At 64.0% G+C, this 21,016-nt stretch carries 18 protein-coding genes; 14 read left to right on the top strand and 4 right to left on the bottom strand.

The window, feature by feature from the left end; all coding sequences use genetic code 11:
* Positions 1-12: 12 nt before the first annotated feature.
* The 5 genes from rpsP to DCO48_RS19050 all read left to right on the top strand — a co-directional run bounded on the left by rpsP (position 13) and on the right by DCO48_RS19050 (position 2,457).
* Entirely contained in the window at positions 13-264 is a 252-nt protein-coding gene (gene rpsP / locus DCO48_RS19070; protein ID WP_116552159.1) for a 30S ribosomal protein S16, read from the top strand.
* A 5-nt stretch (positions 265-269) separates the two neighbouring features.
* Positions 270-806: a ribosome maturation factor RimM gene (gene rimM / locus DCO48_RS19065; RefSeq protein ID WP_116552158.1), complete on the top strand. Its 537-nt coding sequence runs from the start codon at positions 270-272 to the stop codon at positions 804-806.
* A 3-nt stretch (positions 807-809) separates the two neighbouring features.
* On the top strand, positions 810-1,562 hold the full coding sequence (trmD, locus tag DCO48_RS19060) for a tRNA (guanosine(37)-N1)-methyltransferase TrmD (RefSeq protein WP_116552157.1): 753 nt from the start codon (positions 810-812) through the stop codon (positions 1,560-1,562).
* Positions 1,563-1,604: 42 nt separating this feature from the next.
* Complete coding sequence (gene rplS, locus DCO48_RS19055) at positions 1,605-1,955, top strand: 50S ribosomal protein L19 (protein ID WP_010220244.1); 351 nt, start codon at positions 1,605-1,607, stop codon at positions 1,953-1,955.
* A 94-nt stretch (positions 1,956-2,049) separates the two neighbouring features.
* The gene (locus DCO48_RS19050; RefSeq protein WP_116552156.1) at positions 2,050-2,457 is read left to right on the top strand and encodes an acyl-CoA thioesterase; all 408 of its coding nucleotides are present in this window, start codon (positions 2,050-2,052) and stop codon (positions 2,455-2,457) included.
* A 45-nt stretch (positions 2,458-2,502) separates the two neighbouring features.
* Here DCO48_RS19050 and DCO48_RS19045 read toward each other — a convergent pair whose 3' ends face one another.
* Positions 2,503-4,311, bottom strand: coding sequence for a sodium:proton antiporter (locus tag DCO48_RS19045; RefSeq protein ID WP_116552155.1), 1,809 nt, complete (start codon positions 4,309-4,311; stop codon positions 2,503-2,505).
* A 68-nt stretch (positions 4,312-4,379) separates the two neighbouring features.
* Between DCO48_RS19045 and xerD the strand changes: the two genes are divergently transcribed.
* The 6 genes from xerD (at position 4,380) to DCO48_RS19015 (ending at position 14,232) form a co-directional block, all read left to right on the top strand.
* Positions 4,380-5,276 carry a site-specific tyrosine recombinase XerD gene (gene xerD / locus DCO48_RS19040; RefSeq protein ID WP_116552154.1) on the top strand — a complete coding sequence of 299 codons (897 nt, stop codon included), beginning with the start codon at positions 4,380-4,382 and terminating at the stop codon, positions 5,274-5,276.
* Between the two features lie 150 nt (positions 5,277-5,426).
* The gene (gene dsbC, locus DCO48_RS19035; RefSeq protein WP_116552153.1) at positions 5,427-6,164 is read left to right on the top strand and encodes a bifunctional protein-disulfide isomerase/oxidoreductase DsbC; all 738 of its coding nucleotides are present in this window, start codon (positions 5,427-5,429) and stop codon (positions 6,162-6,164) included.
* An 81-nt stretch (positions 6,165-6,245) separates the two neighbouring features.
* A complete protein-coding gene (locus DCO48_RS19030) occupies positions 6,246-7,550 on the top strand; it encodes a homoserine dehydrogenase (protein WP_116552152.1) in 1,305 nt (434 codons plus the stop codon).
* Between the two features lie 105 nt (positions 7,551-7,655).
* Positions 7,656-9,065, top strand: a complete 1,410-nt coding sequence (gene thrC / locus DCO48_RS19025) for a threonine synthase (protein WP_116552151.1) — start codon at positions 7,656-7,658, stop codon at positions 9,063-9,065.
* A gap of 252 nt (positions 9,066-9,317) precedes the next feature.
* On the top strand, positions 9,318-12,923 hold the full coding sequence (locus tag DCO48_RS19020) for an ATP-binding protein (protein WP_371919527.1): 3,606 nt from the start codon (positions 9,318-9,320) through the stop codon (positions 12,921-12,923).
* An 88-nt stretch (positions 12,924-13,011) separates the two neighbouring features.
* Positions 13,012-14,232 (top strand): EAL domain-containing protein, encoded by a 1,221-nt coding sequence (locus DCO48_RS19015; protein ID WP_116552150.1) that lies wholly within the window; start codon positions 13,012-13,014, stop codon positions 14,230-14,232.
* A gap of 2 nt (positions 14,233-14,234) precedes the next feature.
* On the opposite strand, the gene DCO48_RS19010 is transcribed toward DCO48_RS19015, so the two are convergent.
* The 3 genes from DCO48_RS19010 to DCO48_RS19000 all read right to left on the bottom strand — a co-directional run bounded on the left by DCO48_RS19010 (position 14,235) and on the right by DCO48_RS19000 (position 17,236).
* Positions 14,235-14,897: a response regulator transcription factor gene (locus tag DCO48_RS19010; RefSeq protein ID WP_256584102.1), complete on the bottom strand. Its 663-nt coding sequence runs from the start codon at positions 14,895-14,897 to the stop codon at positions 14,235-14,237.
* Positions 14,898-15,158: 261 nt separating this feature from the next.
* Entirely contained in the window at positions 15,159-16,016 is an 858-nt protein-coding gene (locus tag DCO48_RS19005) for a TIGR02285 family protein (RefSeq protein ID WP_256584101.1), read from the bottom strand.
* 20 nt (positions 16,017-16,036) lie between these two features.
* Positions 16,037-17,236: a CaiB/BaiF CoA-transferase family protein gene (locus DCO48_RS19000; protein ID WP_116552148.1), complete on the bottom strand. Its 1,200-nt coding sequence runs from the start codon at positions 17,234-17,236 to the stop codon at positions 16,037-16,039.
* Between the two features lie 154 nt (positions 17,237-17,390).
* Between DCO48_RS19000 and DCO48_RS18995 the strand changes: the two genes are divergently transcribed.
* The 3 genes from DCO48_RS18995 (at position 17,391) to DCO48_RS18985 (ending at position 20,962) form a co-directional block, all read left to right on the top strand.
* Positions 17,391-17,933: a YaeQ family protein gene (locus DCO48_RS18995; protein ID WP_116552147.1), complete on the top strand. Its 543-nt coding sequence runs from the start codon at positions 17,391-17,393 to the stop codon at positions 17,931-17,933.
* Between the two features lie 106 nt (positions 17,934-18,039).
* Positions 18,040-19,749: a single-stranded-DNA-specific exonuclease RecJ gene (recJ, locus tag DCO48_RS18990; RefSeq protein WP_116552146.1), complete on the top strand. Its 1,710-nt coding sequence runs from the start codon at positions 18,040-18,042 to the stop codon at positions 19,747-19,749.
* A 106-nt stretch (positions 19,750-19,855) separates the two neighbouring features.
* Positions 19,856-20,962 carry an NADH:flavin oxidoreductase/NADH oxidase gene (locus DCO48_RS18985; RefSeq protein WP_116552145.1) on the top strand — a complete coding sequence of 369 codons (1,107 nt, stop codon included), beginning with the start codon at positions 19,856-19,858 and terminating at the stop codon, positions 20,960-20,962.
* Positions 20,963-21,016: the final 54 nt, after the last annotated feature.

Genomic DNA, 21,016 nt, shown 5'->3' with positions numbered 1-21,016 from the left:
GAACGATGTTCAATGCTAACCATCCGTCTTGCCCGTGGCGGCTCTAAAAAGCGCCCATTCTACCACCTGACCGTGACCGACTCGCGTAACCCGGTTACCGGTTCGCACATCGAGCAGGTTGGTTTCTTCAACCCTATCGCTCGTGGCCAGGAAGTTCGTCTGTCCGTTAAGGAAGACCGCGTTGCTCACTGGTTGAGCGTTGGCGCACAGCCGTCTGAGCGCGTTGCTCAGCTGCTGAAGGAAGCTGCCAAGGCTGCTGCCTGAGCAATATGAACGCGACGCCAGAAAGCGCTGATGACTTGATCGTTGTCGGCAAGATATTTTCGGTTCACGGCGTTCGCGGCGAGGTGAAGGTCTATTCCTTTACCGATCCGATTGAAAACCTGTTGCAGTACCGACACTGGACGCTTCGGCATGAAGGTAAGGTCAAGCAGGTCGAGCTGGTCAGTGGCCGTTCCACTCAAAAGGATCTGGTCGCCAAGCTCAAAGGGCTCGATGATCGTGACGAAGCGCGTCTTCTGAGCGGTTATGAGATTTGTATCTCGCGTAGCCTTTTGCCCAACCTGCCTGTCGACGAGTACTACTGGTACCAGTTGGTAGGTCTGCGAGTCATCAACCAGGACGGACATCTGTTCGGCAAGGTTGATCACCTGTTGGAGACCGGCGCGAACGATGTAATGGTGGTCAAGCCTTGCGCAGGCAGCCTGGATGATCGCGAGCGTCTGTTGCCCTATACGGAGCAATGCGTGCTGGCAATCGACCTGGGTGCAGGCGAGATGAGGGTTGAATGGGACGCGGACTTCTAAACGATGGCGAGCCTTCGTGTAGATGTCATTACGTTGTTCCCCGAGATGTTCTCGGCCATCACTGAGTACGGCATTACCAGCCGCGCGGTCAAACAGGGGTTGATGCACGTCAACTGCTGGAACCCGCGGGACTACACCACAGATCGTCACCATACGGTAGATGATCGGCCGTTTGGCGGTGGTCCGGGCATGGTGATGAAGATCAAGCCTCTGGAAGATGCTCTGGCAAGCGCCAAGCAGGCAACCGGGGGGACGGCGAAGGTTATTTACCTGTCGCCACAAGGCCGCAAGCTGACGCAGTCGGCGGTCCAAGACCTGGCGAAGCAGGAATCGTTGATTCTGATAGCCGGTCGATATGAAGGCATTGACGAGCGCTTTATTGAGGCTCATGTCGATGAAGAGTGGTCGATTGGAGACTATGTATTGTCTGGCGGCGAGCTGCCGGCGATGGTCTTGATCGATGCGGTTACACGACTGCTGCCCGGAGCTTTAGGGCATGCGGCCTCGGCGGAGGAAGACTCCTTTACCGATGGTCTGCTGGATTGCCCGCATTACACCCGACCGGAGGTATATGCGGATCAGCGTGTTCCCGACGTGTTGCTCAGTGGCAACCATGCACACATCCGGCGATGGCGTTTACAGCAGTCCCTTGGGCGGACCTATGAACGACGCGCCGATCTTCTGGAAAGTCGCTCACTTTCTGGAGAAGAGAAGAAGCTGCTCGAGGAGTATCTCCGTGAGCGGAACGATAGTTAACGTATCGATGGTAGATCTGACGATTTACCTTAGGAGCACAGCATGACCAACAAAATCATTCAGCAGATCGAAGCTGAGCAGATGTCCAAAGAGATCCCGACCTTTGCCCCGGGCGACACCATCGTCGTTCAGGTGAAAGTGAAGGAAGGCGATCGTTCGCGTCTGCAGGCTTTTGAAGGCGTTGTAATCGCCAAGCGTAACCGTGGTCTGAACAGTGCTTTCACTGTTCGCAAGATCTCCAACGGTGTTGGCGTTGAGCGTACTTTCCAGACCTACAGCCCGCAAATCGACAGCCTGGCCGTGAAACGTCGTGGTGACGTGCGTAAAGCCAAGCTGTACTACCTGCGCGACCTGTCCGGTAAAGCCGCTCGCATCAAGGAAAAACTGTCCTGATGACAGTTTGACCGGCGGCTACAACCGCCATGCGAAAAAAGCAGCCTTCGGGCTGCTTTTTTATTGTTTGTAATTTGTACCTTCAAGTGATGCCATGACCCCGAGAGAGCAGGAAATCCAGCGCCGCACCGAGTTGTCGGTAACCCGCGTGACCAAGGCGGTATTCCCGTCGACCACCAACCACCACAACACCCTGTTCGGCGGCACCGCGTTGGCGTGGATGGACGAAGTGTCGTTCATTGCGGCGACGCGCTTTTGCCGCTTGCCGTTGGTAACGGTGTCGACCGACCGCATCGACTTCAAGCACCCGATTGCCGCCGGTTCGATTGTCGAGCTGGTGGGTACGGTGGTAAAGGTGGGCAATACCAGCCTGAAGGTCGAGGTGGAAGTGTTTGTCGAGAGCATGAGCTGTGACAGCCGGGAGAAGGCGATTCATGGTTTGTTCAGCTTTGTGGCCATCGATGAAGACAAGCGGCCGGTGCCGGTGCTGCCGGGCTTCTAAAAGCATCGCGGGACACACCCGCCCCTACAAAAACAGTTGGGGCGCTCACGTCGGCCCTAGTGCCTGCTGAATCAACGCCACCACCGTCCACCCCGGCCCCGGCTTGAGTGTGCTTGCCGGCCCGAACACGTGCACCCAGTCATGCCCGTCACGGGCAAACAGCAGCGTCGCCCGTTCGCCATGCAGGGCGCAGTATTCTTCCCAGCCAAACGCCTCGGTCAGGTGCGTGCTGTACAGCTGTGCGCCCTGATGCAGCAAATTGGCCAACTGCAAATAGGTCAGCGACTGACTGCCCAGCACCTGCCCCCGATGTTCGTCGCTGGCGCGGTGCTTGTCGCTGCGCCGGGCCTCCAGCCCGCTGGCCAGCACGAACAGGCGTTGCTTGCCGAAATCATGCCGGAACCGCGCGCAGGCCAGTGTATTCAGCTCGCCCGCCGGCGACAGCCCGAGCAAATGCCCGAGCCCGACCAGGTCCAGGTGTGCGTCAGCATGCTGCGACGCCGGGTTGCCGAAGTAGGTCGGCAAGCCGTCCATCCGCGCTGCGCGAATGTTCTCCCAGCTCGAATCGGTCAGCAGCACCCGGCAGTCGAGCTGTTGCAAGGCCTTGCCGATGGCCCGCGCCGGCGGGTTGGCGCCGACGATCAGAAAACCGCTGGGCGCCGGCTCCGCGACGTTCAGCAGCCGCGCCAGCGGCCGCGCCGTGGCGCTTTGCAGCAGCACCGTGCCGATGATCACGGCGAACGTCAGCGGCACCAACAGCAGGGCATTGTCGTGCCCGGCCTGGTCCAGGCGACTGGCGAAGATCGCCGACACCGCCGCCGCGACGATGCCGCGCGGTGCAATCCAGGCCAGCAGCATCCGCTCGCGCCACTTCAGCGGCGAGCCCCAGGTCGACAGCCATACGCTCAGTGGTCGCGCGATCAGCTGGATCACCAGCAGCAGGGCCAGTACCGCCGGGCCGAGGCCGAGCAGGGCATGCAGGTCGAGACGCGCCGCCAGCAGAATGAACAGCCCGGAGATCAGCAGCACGCTGAGGTTTTCCTTGAAGTGCAGGATCTGCCGAACGTCCACGCCTTTCATGTTTGCCAGCCACATGCCCATCAGCGTCACCGCGAGCAGGCCGGACTCGTGCAGCACCTGGTTGGCCGCGATGAAAATGCCCAGTACCGCCGCCAGCGAGGCCAGGTTGTGCAGGTATTCCGGCAGCCACTGTTCACGTATCACCTGGCCGAGGATCCAGCCGCCGACCGCGCCGAACGCGGTGCCGCAGGCGATTACACCGGCAAAGGTCATCAGGCTCTGGCTGATGCCGTTGCCCTCGGCGTCGGCAATGATGAAGCTGTACACCACCACCGCCAGCAGTGCGCCGATCGGGTCGATGACGATGCCTTCCCAGCGCAGGATGTTGGCAATCGCCGCTTTCGGCCGCACCACCCGCAGCATCGGTACGATCACCGTCGGCCCGGTGACCAGGGTCAGGGTACCGAACAGGATCGCCAGTGGCCAGTCGAAGCCCAGCAGCCAGTGTGTGGCCACGGCAATTACCAGCCAGGTGGCGAGTGCACCGAGGGTTACCAGCCGGCGCACCACGCTGCCGATATCCTGCCATTGCGACAGGTGCAGGGTCAGGCTGCCTTCGAACAGGATCAGCGCCACCGCCAGCGACACCAGCGGCATCAGCAGCGGGCCGAACAATTGCTGTGGGTCGAGCCAGCCGAGCAGGGGCCCGGCGAGGATGCCACTGAGCAAGAGGAACAGGATGGCCGGCAATTTCAACCGCCAGGCCAGCCACTGGCAGCCCAGCGCCGCCGCGCCGATGCCACCGAAGGCGAGAAGGATCTGCTGTTCGTTCATTCGTGCTCCCTAAGCTGGCGCTGATATGGAAGACTAGCGGCATTTCTTCGCCTTACCACCGAGCCGTCATGCCCGCTATCGACCACCCCCTGATCGACCAGTTTCTCGATGCCCTGTGGCTGGAAAAAGGTCTCTCGGACAACACCCGCCTGTCCTATCGCAGCGACCTGGCGCTGTTCAACGGCTGGCTTCAGGCGCTCGGCGTCGAACTGCCGGCCGCCGGCCGCGAGTTGATCCTCGACCACCTGGCCTGGCGCCTGGAGCAGGCCTACAAGCCGCGTTCGACGGCGCGTTTTCTGTCCGGGCTGCGCGGTTTCTATCGCTACCTGCTGCGCGAGAAGCTGATCGAGATCGATCCGACCCTGCAGGTGGAGATGCCGCAGTTGGGCCGGCCGTTGCCCAAGTCGCTGTCCGAGGCCGATGTCGAAGCGTTGTTGCAGGCGCCGGACCTCAGCGAGCCGATCGGCCAGCGCGACCGTGCCATGCTCGAAGTGCTGTATGCCTGTGGCCTGCGGGTCACCGAGCTGGTCAGCCTGACCCTCGATCAGCTGAACCTGCGCCAGGGCGTGTTGCGGGTCATGGGCAAGGGCAGCAAGGAGCGTCTGGTGCCGATGGGCGAGGAGGCCGTGGTGTGGTTGGAGCGCTACCTGCGCGACGGCCGCAACGAACTGCTCAACGGCCGTCCCAGCGATGTACTGTTCCCCAGCAACCGCGGTGAACAGATGACCCGCCAGACCTTCTGGCACCGCATCAAGCATCAGGCCCAGGTGGCCGGAATCGGCAAGGCGCTGTCGCCGCATACCTTGCGCCATGCCTTCGCCACTCACCTGCTCAACCACGGTGCCGACCTGCGCGTGGTGCAGATGCTGCTGGGCCATAGCGACCTGTCGACCACCCAGATCTACACCCACGTCGCCCGCGCGCGCCTGCAAGAACTGCACGCCAGGCACCACCCGCGCGGCTGAGTGCGGTTTGCATGCGGCGTGTCGCCGGCTGTCAAAGCCGGTCAATGAATGTGGTAGGCTTGACCGGTTTGCACCTTGGGCCGTCGAGTTACCCCGTTTTCAGCGCGGGCGTGCAGGTTTCCGGCCCACTGTCTGCCCCCAGGAGTTCTCATGCGCGTGACCCAGATTTTCGCCGCCGCCGCTCTGGCGTTGGTTAGCACCTTTGTCGCCGCTGCGGCCGATCCGGCCGAGCAGGCTATTCGCAAGACCCTGCAATCGCTGGAGTCGCAGGTGCCGGTCGAAAGCATCGCCGCCAGCCCGTTGAACGGCCTGTACGAAGTCAAGCTCAAGGGCGGCCGCGTGCTCTACGCCAGTGCCGACGGCCAGTTCCTGGTGCAGGGCTACCTGTTTCAGGTACAGGACGGCAAGCCGATCAACCTGACCGAAAAAGCCGAGCGGGTCGCCATCGCCAAGACCATCAACGGCATTCCTGCCGCCGAGATGGTGGTTTATCCTGCCAAGGGTGAAACCAAGTCGCACATCACCGTGTTCACCGACACCACGTGCCCGTACTGCCACAAGTTGCACGCCGAAGTGGCCGAGCTGAACAAGCGCGGTATCGAAGTGCGCTACCTGGCCTTCCCGCGCCAGGGTCTCGGCTCGCCGGGTGACGAGCAGTTGCAGGCGGTGTGGTGCTCCAGCGACCGTAAAGGCGCGCTGGACAAGATGATCGATGGCAAGGAAATCAAGGCCGCCAAGTGCGCCAACCCGGTCAGCCAGCAATTCCAGATCGGTCAGTCGATCGGGGTTAATGGCACCCCGGCCATCGTGCTGGAAGACGGTCAGGTGATTCCGGGTTATCAACCGGCCGCGCAAGTGGCCAAGCTGGCACTCGCCGGCAGCAAGTAATTCAACACAGCGGTCGTCACCACGGGGCGGCGACCGATTTCACGACCGGTATCAGGCCGGTCGTTCAATGGGGAGTTCACAGTGAAACCGGTCAAAGTAGGCATCTGTGGGTTGGGGACCGTCGGTGGCGGTACCTTCAATGTACTTCAGCGAAACGCCGAGGAGATTGCCCGCCGCGCCGGGCGTGGAATCGAAGTGGCCCAGATTGCCATGCGTTCGCCAAACCCGAATTGCCAGATTACCGGTACCCCCATTACCGCTGATGTATTCGACGTTGCGAGCAACCCGGAAATCGACATTGTCATCGAACTGATCGGTGGCTACACCGTGGCCCGCGAGCTGGTGCTCAAGGCCATCGACAACGGCAAGCACGTGGTCACCGCGAACAAGGCGCTGATCGCCGTGCACGGCAACGAGATCTTTGCCAAGGCGCGCGAGAAGGGCGTTATCGTCGCCTTCGAAGCCGCCGTGGCCGGCGGCATTCCGGTGATCAAGGCGATCCGCGAAGGCCTCTCGGCCAACCGCATCAACTGGGTGGCCGGAATCATCAACGGCACCGGCAACTTCATCCTTACCGAAATGCGCGAAAAAGGCCGAGCCTTCCCCGACGTGCTGGCCGAAGCCCAGGCGCTGGGTTATGCCGAAGCCGATCCGACCTTCGATGTCGAAGGCATCGATGCCGCGCACAAGCTGACCATCCTGGCGTCCATCGCCTTTGGCATCCCGTTGCAGTTCGACAAGGCCTACACCGAAGGCATCACCCGGCTGACCACCGCCGACGTCAACTATGCCGAAGCGCTGGGTTATCGCATCAAGCACCTCGGCGTGGCCCGCAGCACCGCTGCCGGCATCGAGCTGCGGGTGCACCCGACGTTGATCCCGGCCGACCGCCTGCTGGCCAACGTCAACGGCGTGATGAACGCGGTCATGGTCAACGGCGACGCTGCCGGTTCGACCCTGTTCTACGGTGCTGGCGCCGGCATGGAGCCGACCGCCTCGTCGGTGGTGGCCGACCTGGTCGATGTGGTGCGGGTCATGACGGCCGATCCGGAAAATCGCGTACCGCACCTGGCGTTCCAGCCGGATTCGCTGTCGGCACACCCGATCCTGCCGATCGAAGCCTGCGAAAGTGCTTACTACCTGCGCATCCAGGCCAAGGATCACCCTGGCGTGCTGGCCCAGGTGGCGAGCATCCTCTCCGAGCGCGGCATCAACATCGAATCGATCATGCAGAAGGAAGTCGAGGAACAGGACGGCCTGGTGCCGATGATCCTGCTCACCCACCGGGTGCTCGAACAACGCATGAACGACGCTATCACCGCCCTGGAAGCCCTGCAGGACGTGGTTGGCAGCGTAGTGCGTATCCGCGTCGAACAACTGAATTGACAACAGCTGTAGGTTACAAGCCACAAGCTGCAAGCTAAGCCCATTCCGGCTTTAACTTGCAGCTTGCAGCTTGCAGCTTGAAGCTCAAACCAAAGGTTTGCCCATATGCGTTACATCAGTACCCGCGGCCAGGCACCGGCCCTGAATTTCGAAGACGTCCTGCTGGCGGGCCTCGCCAGCGACGGCGGCCTGTACGTGCCGGAAAACCTGCCGCGTTTCACCCAGGAAGAGATCGCTTCCTGGGCCGGCCTGCCGTACCACGAGTTGGCCTTCCGGGTGATGCGCCCGTTCGTCACCGGCAGCATTGCCGATGCCGACTTCAAGAAGATCCTCGAAGAAACCTACGGTGGCTTCGCCCATGCGGCAGTCGCGCCGCTGCGTCAGCTGAACAGCAACGAATGGGTGCTGGAGCTGTTCCACGGCCCGACCCTGGCGTTCAAGGACTTCGCCCTGCAACTGCTCGGCCGTCTGCTCGACCATGTGCTGGCCAAGCGTGGCGAGCGCGTGGTGATCATCGGCGCGACCAGTGGTGACACCGGCTCGGCGGCCATCGAAGGCTGCCGTCGGTGCGACAACGTCGACATCTTCATCCTCCATCCGCACCAGCGCGTGTCGGAAGTTCAGCGTCGGCAGATGACCACCCTGTTCGGCGAGAACATCCATAACATTGCCATCGAAGGCAACTTCGACGACTGCCAGGAGATGGTCAAGGCCAGCTTCGCCGACCAGGGCTTCCTCAAGGGCACCCGCCTGGTGGCGGTGAACTCGATCAACTGGGCGCGGATCATGGCCCAGATCGTCTACTACTTCCACGCGGCCCTGCAACTGGGGGGGCCGGCGCGCTCGGTGGCGTTCTCGGTACCGACCGGCAACTTCGGCGACATCTTCGCCGGTTACCTGGCGCGCAACATGGGCCTGCCGATCAGCCAGTTGATCGTTGCGACCAACCAGAACGACATCCTGCACCGCTTCATGAGCGGCAACCAGTACGTCAAGGAAACCCTGCACGCGACCCTGTCGCCATCGATGGACATCATGGTCTCGTCGAACTTCGAACGCCTGCTGTTCGATCTGCACGGGCGCAACGGTGCGGCGATTGCCGAGCTGATGGCCACCTTCAAGCAGGGTGGCGGTTTCAGTGTCGAACAGGACCGCTGGACCGAAGCGCGCAAGTTGTTCGATTCGCTGGCGGTCGACGACGCGCAAACCTGCGAGACGATTGCCGAGGTGTTCGCCCAGACCGGCGAAGTGCTCGACCCGCACACCGCGATCGGCGTGAAAGCCGCGCGTGAGTGCCGCCGCAGCCTGGACACGCCGATGGTGGTGCTGGGCACTGCGCACCCGGTGAAATTCCCGGAAGCGGTAGAGAAGGCCGGGGTGGGCAAGGCACTGGAGTTGCCGGCGCACCTGGCCGACCTGTTCTCGCGGGAAGAGAAGTGCACGGTCTTGGCCAACGACCTGAAAGCGGTTCAGGCGTTTGTCAGCCAGCACGGCAACCGCGGCAAGCCGCTCTGAGCGAGTAGCCGGCCGCCGAAAAAGCCCGTCCTTGACGGGCTTTTTCATTTCTACTGTCCTATAGGTTGGACGCTAACCCTGTAGGCGCTGGCTTGCCTGCGATCTGCCGTGAAGCGGCAGCAAATCAGCTAAACGCGGTGGGTCAGGGACAACGTGCTTGCAGGTTTTACGACCGCTTCGTCCGAACGCGGCCCGGCTCGATCGCAGGCAAGCCAGCGCCTACAAAGGGGGCAAGGTATGGATGTGCACAAAATGCAGAGAGAGAAGGGGGCAGTGTTTAAGCGGTCAACCACGTGGCTCATCGCCCTGTGCTGCCTGCTATTCTGCCTTCCCCAAGCCGACGCTGCGCAAAGCCTGCCATTTACCCTGGCCCCGCCGTTCGCCGACCTCGACCCGCTGAGCCTTAGCGCCGACGAAACCAAATGGCTCGGTAAGGCCCGCACCCTGCGCGTGGGGATTTCCATCGCCGACTACGAGCCGGTCGACATCACCATCGACCGCAACCGCTACCAGGGCATCAGCTCCGACTACCTGAGCCTGGTCGCCCGGCGCCTTGGCGTCGGCACCAAGGTGCTGGCCTTCACCAAGCGCCAGGAGGCTATCGACGCCCTGCGCAATGGCACTATCGACATCCTCACCAGCGCTAACGGTTACGAGCGCGGCGTCCCTGGCCTGGCGTTCTCCCGCGACTACATCCCCGACACCTCGGTGGTGGTGATGCGCGGCGAAGCGGCGGCCATCGACCCGAGCCTGAGCGGCAAGTCCGTCGTCCTGCTCGATGGCTACGCCGATACCCGCGAAGTGAATCGCGCCTACCCGCAGAGCAAGGTGATCATTGCGCCCAACCTCTACAGCGGCCTCGAAGCGCTGAGCCAGGGCGAGGTCGATGCGTTCATCGGCAACGACGTGATCGTCCGCTCGTACATGGCCCTGCGGCCGTACCTTGGCCTGAAGATCGTCTGCCCCAGTGACCTGCCGCCGATCGGCTTCGCTTTTGCCAGCCGCGCCAGCGAACCGCTGTTGGGGGCCATGCTCGACCGCGCGCTGGCCAGCATCGACGAGCCGCTGCAACGTGAAATACTCGGTCGCTGGACCTCCGGCCTGGGCTCCGACGTCGCCCACCAGCGCGTCGAACTCACCCCGCAGGAGCAAGCGTGGATCCGCCGCCATCCGCAGGTCACGGTGGTCGGTAGCCAGTACGCGCCGTACCTGTTTCGCAACGAGCAGCAGATCTGGGCAGGGCTGAACAACGATGTGCTGGCGATCATCGCGCAGATGACCGGGCTGAACTTCGTCTACCGGCCGTCCGACTCGATCAGTCGGAGCCTGTCGCTGCTGGCGAGCGGCGAGGCCGACATGAGTACCACCCTCAGTGAGTCGCAGGAGCGCCGCGACTTTCTCGATTTCACCCACCCGCTTGGCGGCCAGAGCTGGGTGTTCATCGTGCGCCCCGAGGATCTCACCCTCGACTCGCTGGACGAACTGGACGAACGCACCCTGGCACTGCCGGCCGAGCATGTGCTGGAAAGCAGCATCCGCCAGGACTACCCGCAGATTCGTCTGCTGCGCACCGCGTCGCTGGAGGAGGCCCGCGACAAGGTTCGCAGCGGCGCCGCCGACGCCACCATCGACAGCGAAGTCGGGGCCTACCGTGGGGTGCTCAATGACCCGCTGCTGAAGGTCGGGCGCAGTGTCGACGGCCGCTGGGCCCCGGACCGTTTTGCCGTGCGCCAAGGCGCGCCGGAGCTGGTGCAGATCCTCAACAAGGCGCTGGAAGCCTTCCCGGTAGCGGAAATGCGCGCCGTTCGCATGAAATGGCTGGGGTCGGTGGCCCCCCCGCCACCGCAATGGCGGATCGCCCCCTGGGTGTACTGGGCGGTGGCGGTGGCGGTGCTGTTCGGCCTGCTGTCGATGCTCTGGAGCAACCGCCTGCGGGTGCAGATCCGCCAGCGCGAGAAAGCCGAGGAGGCGCTCAACGACCAGTTGGCGTTCAAGCGCGCCTTGCTCGACGGTATCCCCAATCCGATCTACGTGCGCGACCTTGAGGGCCGGCTGATTTCCTGCAACAAGAGCTACGAGGAGGCCTTCTCGATCCGCTTTGCCGAGGTCAAAGGGCTCAAACTGACCGATATCCAGGTGATTCCCGCCGAGATCGCCGAGCCGATGCACAACGATTACCTGCGCCTGCTCAACGATCCGCAGCCGGTGTTCGTCGACCGGCAGATCAACTTCGAGGGGCAGCGCATCGACGCCTATCAGTGGACCGTGCCGTTCTACCGTGCCGACGGTCAGTTGCAGGGCCTGCTCGGTGGCTGGATCGACATCACCGAGCGCAAGCGCCTGGAGCGCGAGTTGGTTGAGGCGCGGCAGCAGGCCGAGCAGGCCAACCAGGCGAAAAGTGCCTTTTTGGCGACCATGAGCCATGAGATCCGTACCCCGATTGCGGTGATCATCGGCCTGCTGGAGCTTGAGCGGGAAACCGCGCGGGCCCGTGGCGAAACACCGGCTCCGGCACTGGAAACTGCGCACCAGTCGGCGCGCGAGCTGATCGAGCTGATCGGCGACAGCCTCGACCTGGCCCGTATCGAAGCCGGCAGCCTGGAGCTGGCGCCGGAAGCACGGGCGCTCAAGCCGTTTCTCGGCGCCCTCGTCGAGCAGTTCCGCACCCAGGCGCAGGCCAAGGGCCTGACCCTGGAACTGGAGATCGCCGCAGCGGCACAGGGCGTGTACTGGTTCGACCCGCTGCGCGTGCGGCAGATTCTGCTGAACCTGCTCGGCAATGCGATGAAGTTCACCCACACTGGTGGTGTTACGGTGCGCGTCGAGCTGCGCGAGACAACGGCAGACAGGGTCGGCCTGCAGTTGAGCGTGCGCGATACCGGCATCGGCATTTCTGCTCAGCAACAGACCGAGTTGTTCCAGCCATTCGCTCAGGCTTCGGCGCGCTCGGCGGCGGAATACGGCGGGTCGGGCCTGGGCCTGAGCATCTGCCGGCAGTTGGTCGAGCTGATGGGCGGCAGCATTGCCCTGCACAGCGTGCCGGGGCAGGGCACCGACGTGTCGGTAGCACTGACACTGCGCCGGCTTGCTGACGAGAGCACGGCGCCGGTCCAGCCGGCCTGGCGGCCGACGCCGATGCAGCCGCGGCGGGTGCTGGTGGTCGACGACCTGTCGGCCAGCCGCCTGGTACTCAGCCAGCAGGTGGCCTTCCTCGGCCATGAAGTGGTCGCCGTCGACGGCGGCCAGGCTGCGTTGCAAGCCTGGCAGGCCGAGCCGTTCGACCTGCTGCTGACCGACTGCAATATGCCCCAGGTCAGCGGCTACGCCCTGGCCCGGAGCATCCGCCGCATCGAGCGCGACGAAGGGCGGGCGGCCACGCCAATTGTCGGTTGCAGCGCCAATGCCATGAAAGAGGAGCGCGGTCGTTGTCTGGACGCGGGCATGGACGAGTGCTTGATCAAACCGCTGTCGCTGGAGCACCTGGCGGCGCTGATCGAGCAACTGACGCCATTGCCTAGCTTCAAGATGCAGACCCTGCGGCAGATGACCCAGGCCAACGATGCGATCCTGCTGCGCATGCTGCTGGAGCTGTGCAAGAACCTCGATGAGGAGCGTTCGCTGCTCGATGCCGCCGTCGCCGGCCCGGACCTCAAGGCTCTGGGCGCCTCGTTGCACCGGCTCAAGGGGGTGGCCTGCCTGATCGACGCCGAGCCGCTGGCGCGCGCCAGCGTCGCCCTGGAACAGGCCAGCCGCGACAGCGCCGAGCAGGCCCTGGACCGCGCTTGGGCGAGGTTGCAGGCAACCATGGCCGTCCTACATGGCCAGATTGAACACGAGGTGAGGAAACTGGAAGACTGACTTTAGGATTTATCCTATAGGGCGAGTGCGGATTTTTTCCTAAAGTGGCGACCGCGTGATCCAGCGCAGGCCACCCGGCGGAGAACCCATGCACGAACTCAAGGTCCTGATCCTCGAAGACCATTCATTCCAGTTGATGGCGTTGCACCAGATGCTCAACGCCAACGGCGTGTTCGACGTGCTCACCGCCGAGTCGGTGGACGTCGCGCGGCAATCGCTGGCGCGCCGTGGTCGGGTGGATATCGCCATCTGCGACTTGCACCTGGACGGCTGCGATGGCCTGGAGTTGATCCGTTACCTGGCCGAGTCCGGGCTGGCCTCGTCGCTGATCATCCTCAGCAGCGCCGAACGTGCAGTGATCGACAGCGTCGGCGCCCTGGCCCGGCAGCTCGGCCTGCGTTTGCTCGGCTGTGTGCAGAAGCCGGCCTCCAGTGCCGCGCTGCACAGACTGCTGACGCTGTACAAGGAGCCGGGCAGTCAGGTCGTCATACCGCCGCCGAGCGTCGATATGACCGAGCTGCTGACCTTGTCGGCCTCCAGCCTGGCCTTGTGCAAGTCGCAGTGGGTCGCGCATTACCAGCCCAAGGTATGTTTCGACGGGCGCATCCGTGGGGTCGAGGCGCTGGTGCGCTGGTATCACCCGTCGATGGGCCTGCTCTCGCCGGCGCAGTTTTTCCCGCTGATCGAGCGCGCCGGCCTGCTTGGCAGCCTCAGCTGGCATGTGCTCGACCAGGCCCTGGGGCTGAGCGCCAGCGTGCGCCTGGCCAGCGGCCAGGCGTTGCCGGTGGCGGTGAACATTCCCCCGCACTTGCTGTTGCAGGAGGATTTCGCTCCGCGGGTGATCCAGGCCCTGGAAAAGCATGGCGTCCCGGCCACGGTGCTGACCCTGGAAATCATCGAGACCCAGGACTGCCAGCTCGACGACCGTCAGCTCGAAGCCTTGCTGCATTTGCGGATCCTCGGCTGCCAGTTGTCGATCGACGACTTCGGCACCGGGGGCTCGAACCTGCAACGCCTGCTCGACCTGCCGTTCAGCGAGCTGAAGCTGCCCAGCGAGTTCGTCCGCGGCATGGGCCAGGACGGGCGCAAGGCGGCAGTCGTGGCCGGGGCGATGATGACGGCGCGGCGCCTCGACCTGCGGGTGGTGGTGGAGGGCGTGGAAACCCGCGACGACCTGCTGGCCCTGGGTGACCTTGGCCGGCCGGTGATGCAGGGCTATTACATTGCCCGGCCGATGCCGGAGAGCGAGTTACGCCGCTGGATCGTTGCCCGCGAGCAGGGTGGCTTCGAACAGCTGGGTGCGGCCTGAGTTCAGCTCAGGCCAAGCTCCTGCAAGTAAAGGAACAGCGCCGCATCGTTACTCACGCCCAGTTTGCGCATGGCATTGACCTTTTGCGTGCTGACGGTCTTGGTGCTGCGGTTGAGTTGCGCGGCAATCTCGCTGACGGTTTGCCCGCGTGCCAGCAGGCGCACCACCTCCAGTTCGCGCGGCGACAGGCTGCCCTGGAGTTGCGCGCGATCGGCGCGCACTTCGCCGTCCTGCAGCAGCAATTGCTGTACCGAGTCGGCGAGGAAGGTTTTGCCCTGGCGCAGGCGGGCAATGGCCAGTGGCAACTCGTCGGCCAGGCTGCCTTTGCTCAGCAGACCGCTGACGCCCAGGCCGAGCATGGCGCGGAACAGGCCGGCATTGTTGAGCATGGTCACGACCAGAATCGGCAACTGTGGGTGATGTCGGCGCAGTTGTTCGAGCAATTGCAGACCGTCGCTCTGTTCGTCCACCGGCATCATGAAATCGGTGACCAGCAGATCGCAGGGGTGTGCTTGCAGGGTGCTGAGCAGTTCCAGCGGGCTGCCCGCTTCGGCGAGCACGGTCAACCCGGCGATCCGTTCGAGCACGGCGCGCAGGCCGATGCGGAAGATCGGGTGATCGTCGGCGAGCACGACGCGCAGTTTGGGGGCAACGCCTGGGGTCACGGGTGCTCCGCACAATCCGTTGAAAGGGAGTCAGTGTGTCAGGTTCACAAAAGGGTAGCGTAGTGGCGCTACGATTTTAATGGAACCTTCGCCTTCGATGGCAATCAGACTCCCTAAGCACAGCCGATCGGCATACAGCTCCGATGCCGTGACGCTGTCGTCTGAGGCCGTGGTGAACAGGCCTTTGTTTAACCCCGGACGGACTCCCCACCGTTCCGGGGTTTCTTTTTTCTGTTTCAGGGCTCGTCCCGCGATGCTTTTTTACTGCCGTTCATGCCCGACAAAGAACCCATGGCTGTCACGCAGGTACTCGTCCTTCGATGCTGCATCCAGCCAGCGCGCATACATCGGTGGCAGCGTTTCCTTACGCAGCTCCTGCAACAACTGGTTGACGTGCCTGACCGCTTCGCGCCCCAGCTCGGTGTCGGAACAGCCGACGTGCACGAACTGATAACGCGCCACTCCCCGGATCGGCACATAGCTCAGTGTCTGCGCGGCGAGGCCTTGTTGCGCGCCGAGGTAGCGGATCTCCGGCCAGTAGCCCAGCACCATCTGCAAGCGCCCCAGTTGCTGCATCTGCAATAGGCTGGCTACCGCATTGTCGCCGTAATGCCGGCTCAGCGATTCGGCCGGCGCCTGCTTGACGATGTCGTCGATTGGCGTGCTGTAGCTGCGCTCGGCAACCAGCCCGAGCTTGATCGTGCGGCTGTCGAGCAGGGCCTTCAGGTCGGCCTCGCCGTCCTTCATGAACGGCTCCAGCAGCCCCCGCTGGGCACTGCCGAGGATCAAGCCATTGCTCAGGGTGCCCATGCTCGGCATGGAAAAGACGATGTAGCGGGCGCGCTCCGGGGTCCAGAGCAGGGTCGGGTCGCAGGCGAAGCTGTTGCCCTGCAACACCTGCAAGGCCCGCGCGCGGTTGACCCGGGTAATGCTGTGCTCGTACTCGGGCATGTTCTTGATCAGCACCGCGAGCATCTGGTCGACGGCGCCCTGGCCGCGTTCCGGCCCCTCGAAGATGGTCAGCGGTGGCAGGTCGCGCAGCAGCCAGGTAAGCGTTTCCTTGGCCCAGGCCGCCGCTGGGAGCAGGCTCAGCAGCAGGCCGAGCGACGGACCGAGCAACGCCCGGTGCAGAGAGCGGTTCAGATGGCGCCCTGGGCGCGCAGGTGGGCGATGCCGGGCGCGTCGTAACCCAGTTCGCCGAGCAACTGCTCGGTGTGCTCGCCCAGTTCCGGGCCGACCCATTCGCTGGAGCCCGGCGTCTCCGACAGCTTGGGCACGATCCCCGGCATCTTGAAGGCTTTGCCGTCCGGCAGCTTGGCCTGGAGGAACATCTCCCGGGCCAGGAATTGCGGGTCGCTGAACATGTCTTCGGCCGAGTAGATGCGGCTGGCCGGCACACCGGCGTCGTTGAGTTGCTGCATCAGTTGCGCGAGTGGCACGCTGCCGGCCCAGCGGTCGATCACCCCGTACAGCTCGTCGCGGCGCAGGTCGCGGCCGTCGTTGCTGGCCAGGCTCGGGTCGTCTGCCAGGTCCTGACGGCCGATGGCCTGCATGAAGCGCTTGAAGATCGCATCGCCATTGGCGCCGATCTGCACGTGCTTGCCGTCGGCGCTGGTGTGAATCGAGGAGGGGGTGATGCCCGGCATGATGTTGCCGGTGCGCTCGCGGATGAAACCGAAGACGTCGAACTCCGGGACCATGCTTTCCATCATGGCAAAGATGGCCTCGTACAGCGCCACGTCGACCACCTGGCCCTGGCCACCGTTGACTTCGCGGTGGCGTAGCGCCATTAGTGCGCCGATCACGCCCCACAGCGCGGCAATCGAGTCGCCGATGGAAATCCCGGTGCGTACCGGTGGGCGGTCTTCGAAACCGGTGATGTAGCGCAACCCCCCCATCGACTCGCCGACTGCGCCGAAGCCCGGCTGATCTTTCATCGGCCCGGTCTGGCCGAAGCCGGACAGGCGGACCATGACCAGTTTCGGGTTGAGTGCGTGCAGCACGTCCCAGCCCAGGCCGAGCTTTTCCAGCACGCCGGGGCGGAAGTTTTCGATGAGAATGTCGGCCTCGGCGAGCAGCTTCTTGAGAATCTCGACGCCATCCGGGTGCTTGAGGTTGAGTGTCAGCGACTGCTTGTTGCGGGCCTGGACGAACCACCACAGCGAGGTGCCTTCGTACAGTTTGCGCCATTTGCGCAGCGGGTCGCCGCCGTCGGGGGACTCGATCTTGACCACTTGCGCACCGAATTCGGCACAGATTCGCGAGGCGAACGGGCCGGCGATCAGGGTGCCGAGTTCGATGACTTTCAGACCGTCGAGGGGTTTGCTGGGCAAAGGCATAAGGCATCCGTTACGGCGGGACAGTGCGCTAGGTTTTATCACAGGCCGATTGCCACAGATACTGCTGTAGCGCAGGGAATTGGCCGCGACGCTTCGTTGATCGCGGCGGCATCGGTTAGACTGGGCGACATTTTCCGTTAGCAGAAGCCCGTCCATGGCCCAGCCGTCCACCACCTACAAATTCGAACTGAACCTTACCGACCTTGATCGCAATGTGTACCAGAGCGTCAAGCAGACCATCGCCCGTCACCCGTCGGAGACCGAAGAGCGCATGGCGGTGCGGTTGCTGGCCTATGCCCTGTTCTACAACGAGCAGTTGGCGTTCGGTCGAGGTCTGTCGGATGTCGACGAGCCGGCATTGTGGGAAAAGAGCCTGGACGACCGCGTGCTGCACTGGATCGAAGTCGGCCAGCCGGATGCCGATCGCCTGACCTGGTGCTCGCGCCGTACCGAGCGCACCAGCCTGCTGGCCTACGGCAGCCTGCGGGTGTGGCAGACCAAGGTGGTGGATGCGGTGAAAGGCCTGAAGAACCTGCACATCGCGGCAGTGCCACAGGACGTGCTGGAAACCCTGGCCCAGGATATGCCGCGGTCGATCAAGTGGGACGTAATGATCAGCGAAGGCACGGTGTTCGTCACCGACGACCGCGGTCAGCATGAAGTCCAGCTTGAGTGGCTGCTCGGCGAGCGCGGCTAATCCAACAGCCCGCAGAGCCCTGTGGGCGCGGGCTCGTCCCGCGATGGGCTGCAAGGCAGCCCTAGACCCAAAGTCCACCGAATAACTGAGAAGCCCCAACCGCCCCATGCGAATCGAACCGCGTCCCCTGCCAGCCACCTTGCCCTTTCTCGGCGACCTGCCGCCCCTGCTGACGCGCCTGTACGCCGCCCGCGGCGTGCAACGTGCCGATGAACTGGACAAAAGCCTGGCGCGCCTGCTGCCTTATCAGCAGCTCAAGGGCATCGATGCGGCGGTCGACCTGCTGGTCGAGGCGCTGGAGCAGCGCCAGCGCATCCTGATCGTCGGCGACTTCGATGCCGACGGCGCCACCGCCAGCACCGTCGGCGTGCTTGGCCTGCGTTTGCTCGGTGCCGCGCATGTCGACTACCTGGTGCCGAATCGCTTCGAATACGGCTACGGCCTGACCCCGGAAATCGTTGCGGTGGCCTTGCAACGCCGCCCGCAACTGCTGATTACCGTGGACAACGGCATCTCCAGCGTCGACGGCGTGGCGGCGGCCAAGGCGGCCGGGCTCAAGGTGCTGGTCACCGACCACCACCTGCCGGGCCACGAACTGCCGGCCGCCGATGCCATCGTCAACCCGAACCAGCCCGGCTGCAGCTTCCCGAGCAAGGCCCTGGCCGGTGTCGGGGTGATTTTCTACGTGCTGATGGCCCTGCGCGCCCGCCTGCGCAGCCTGGGCCACTATGAAAACCGGGCGCAACCGAACATCGGCGAGTTGCTCGACCTGGTCGCCCTCGGCAGCGTCGCCGACGTGGTGCCGCTGGACGCCAACAACCGCATCCTGGTGCACCAGGGGCTTGAGCGGATTCGTGCCGGGCGCGCACGACCGGGGCTCAAGGCCATCCTCGAAGTGGCGCGCCGCGAACACGGGCGCATCACCTCCACCGACCTTGGCTTCATCCTCGGCCCACGGTTGAACGCCGCCGGACGCCTGGACGACATGAGCCTGGGCATCGAGTGCCTGCTCTGCGAAGAGCCGAACCTGGCCCGCGAAATGGCCGTGCAGCTGGACGAACTGAACCAGGACCGCAAGTCCATCGAGCAGGGCATGCAGCGTGAAGCGCTGGCCCAGCTCAAGGACCTGCCGCTGGAGTCGATGCCGTTTGGCCTGTGCCTGTTCGAGGCCGACTGGCACCAGGGCGTGATCGGTATTCTCGCCTCGCGGCTCAAGGAGCGTTACCACCGCCCGACCATCGCGTTTGCCGATGCCGGCGAGGGTATGCTCAAGGGCTCGGCGCGTTCGGTGCCGGGCTTCCATATCCGCGATGCGCTGGATGCGGTGGCTGCGCGCCATCCGCAGTTGATCAGCAAGTTCGGCGGCCATGCCATGGCTGCCGGCCTGTCGTTGCCGGCGCAGAACTTCCAGGCCTTTGCCGACGCCTTCGACGAAGAAGTGCGTCGGCAGTTGCGCGAAGAGGACCTGACCGGGCGGCTGCTGTCCGATGGCACCCTGGCCGTCGAGGAGTTTCACCTGGAGCTGGCGCGGGCACTGCGTCATGCCGGGCCGTGGGGCCAGCATTTCCCCGAGCCGCTGTTCCATGGGGTGTTCCAGCTGGTCGAGCAGCGGGTGGTGGGCGAGCGGCACCTGAAGGTGGTGCTCAAGAGTGAATGCGGTTCGGTGAAACTCGACGGCATCGCCTTTGGCGTGGACCGCGACGTGTGGCCGAACCCCACGGTGCGCTGGGTGGAACTGGCCTACAAGCTCGACGTCAACGAGTTCCGTGGTCAGGAAAGCGTGCAGTTGATGATTGCGCACATCGAGCCACGCTGAACGGCGCCGGGCAAACTGGTCTAGGCTCAAGGAACCGGCACTGAGCCCAGGGGAGACATAACGCTCGGGTCGGTCAACCATTGGAGTCGACCTGAGAGGTGCCCTCATGAGCCTGCTGCTTGAGCCTTACACCCTGCGTCACCTGACCCTGCCGAACCGTATCGCGGTATCGCCAATGTGCCAGTACTCGGCGGTCGATGGCCTGGCCAACGACTGGCACCTGGTGCACCTGGGGAGCCGCGCGGTCGGGGGTGCCGGCCTGGTGTTCACCGAAGCGACGGCGGTCACCGCCGAGGGGCGGATTACCGCCCAGGACCTTGGCCTGTGGGACGACGCACAGATCCCACCGTTGCAACGTATCACCCGTTTCATCACTGCCCAGGGCGCCGTGCCGGGGATTCAGCTGGCGCATGCCGGGCGCAAGGCCAGCACCCATCGACCCTGGCTGGGCAAGCATGGCAGCGTGAAGCCGGAAGACGGTGGCTGGGTGCCGGTAGGGCCGTCGAGGATCGCTTTCGACCCGCAGCACACCGCCCCGCAGGAACTCACCCAGGCGCAGATCGACGAAGTGATCCAGGCTTTTGTCGAGGCGGCGCGGCGGGCCTTGAAGGCCGGGTTCAAGGTGGTCGAAGTGCATGCGGCGCATGGCTACCTGTTGCATCAATTCCTTTCGCCGTTGAGCAACCAGCGGCGCGACGACTATGGCAGCAACTTCGAAAACCGTATTCGGCTGACCTTGCAGGTGAGCGAAGCGGTGCGGGCGGTGTGGCCGGACGAGTTGCCGGTGTTCGTCCGGGTGTCGGCAACCGACTGGGTAGAGGATGGCTGGAACCCGGACGAGACGGTGGCGCTGGCCAAGCGCTTGCGTGCGCTGGGTGTCGATCTGATCGATGTGTCGTCGGGCGGCACCTCGGTGCATGCCGAGATCCCGACCGGGCCGGGTTACCAGACGCAGTTTGCCGCGCGGGTGCGGGAGGAGTCCGGGATTGCCACCGGCACGGTGGGCATGATTACCGAGCCGGCGCAGGCCGAACATATTCTGCGTACGGCGCAGGCCGACATCATTTTCCTGGCCCGGGAGCTGCTGCGCGACCCGTACTGGCCGCTGCATGCCGACGACGATCTGGGTGGATACAAGGCGGTATGGCCGGCGCAGTACCAACGGGCGACGAGCCGGGAACAACCGATCCATGAGTCGGATTTGCGCGAATAAGCCTGCGGCCGCCCGCTGCGCGGCCCTATCGCCGGCCAGGCCCGTTCCCACAGG

The sequence above is a fragment of the Pseudomonas sp. SDI genome (genome assembly GCF_003105155.1).
In the GTDB taxonomy this organism is placed as follows: domain Bacteria; phylum Pseudomonadota; class Gammaproteobacteria; order Pseudomonadales; family Pseudomonadaceae; genus Aquipseudomonas.
The sequence above is the reverse complement of the archived record's forward strand: the minus strand, read 5'-3'. Positions and strand labels throughout refer to the sequence as shown.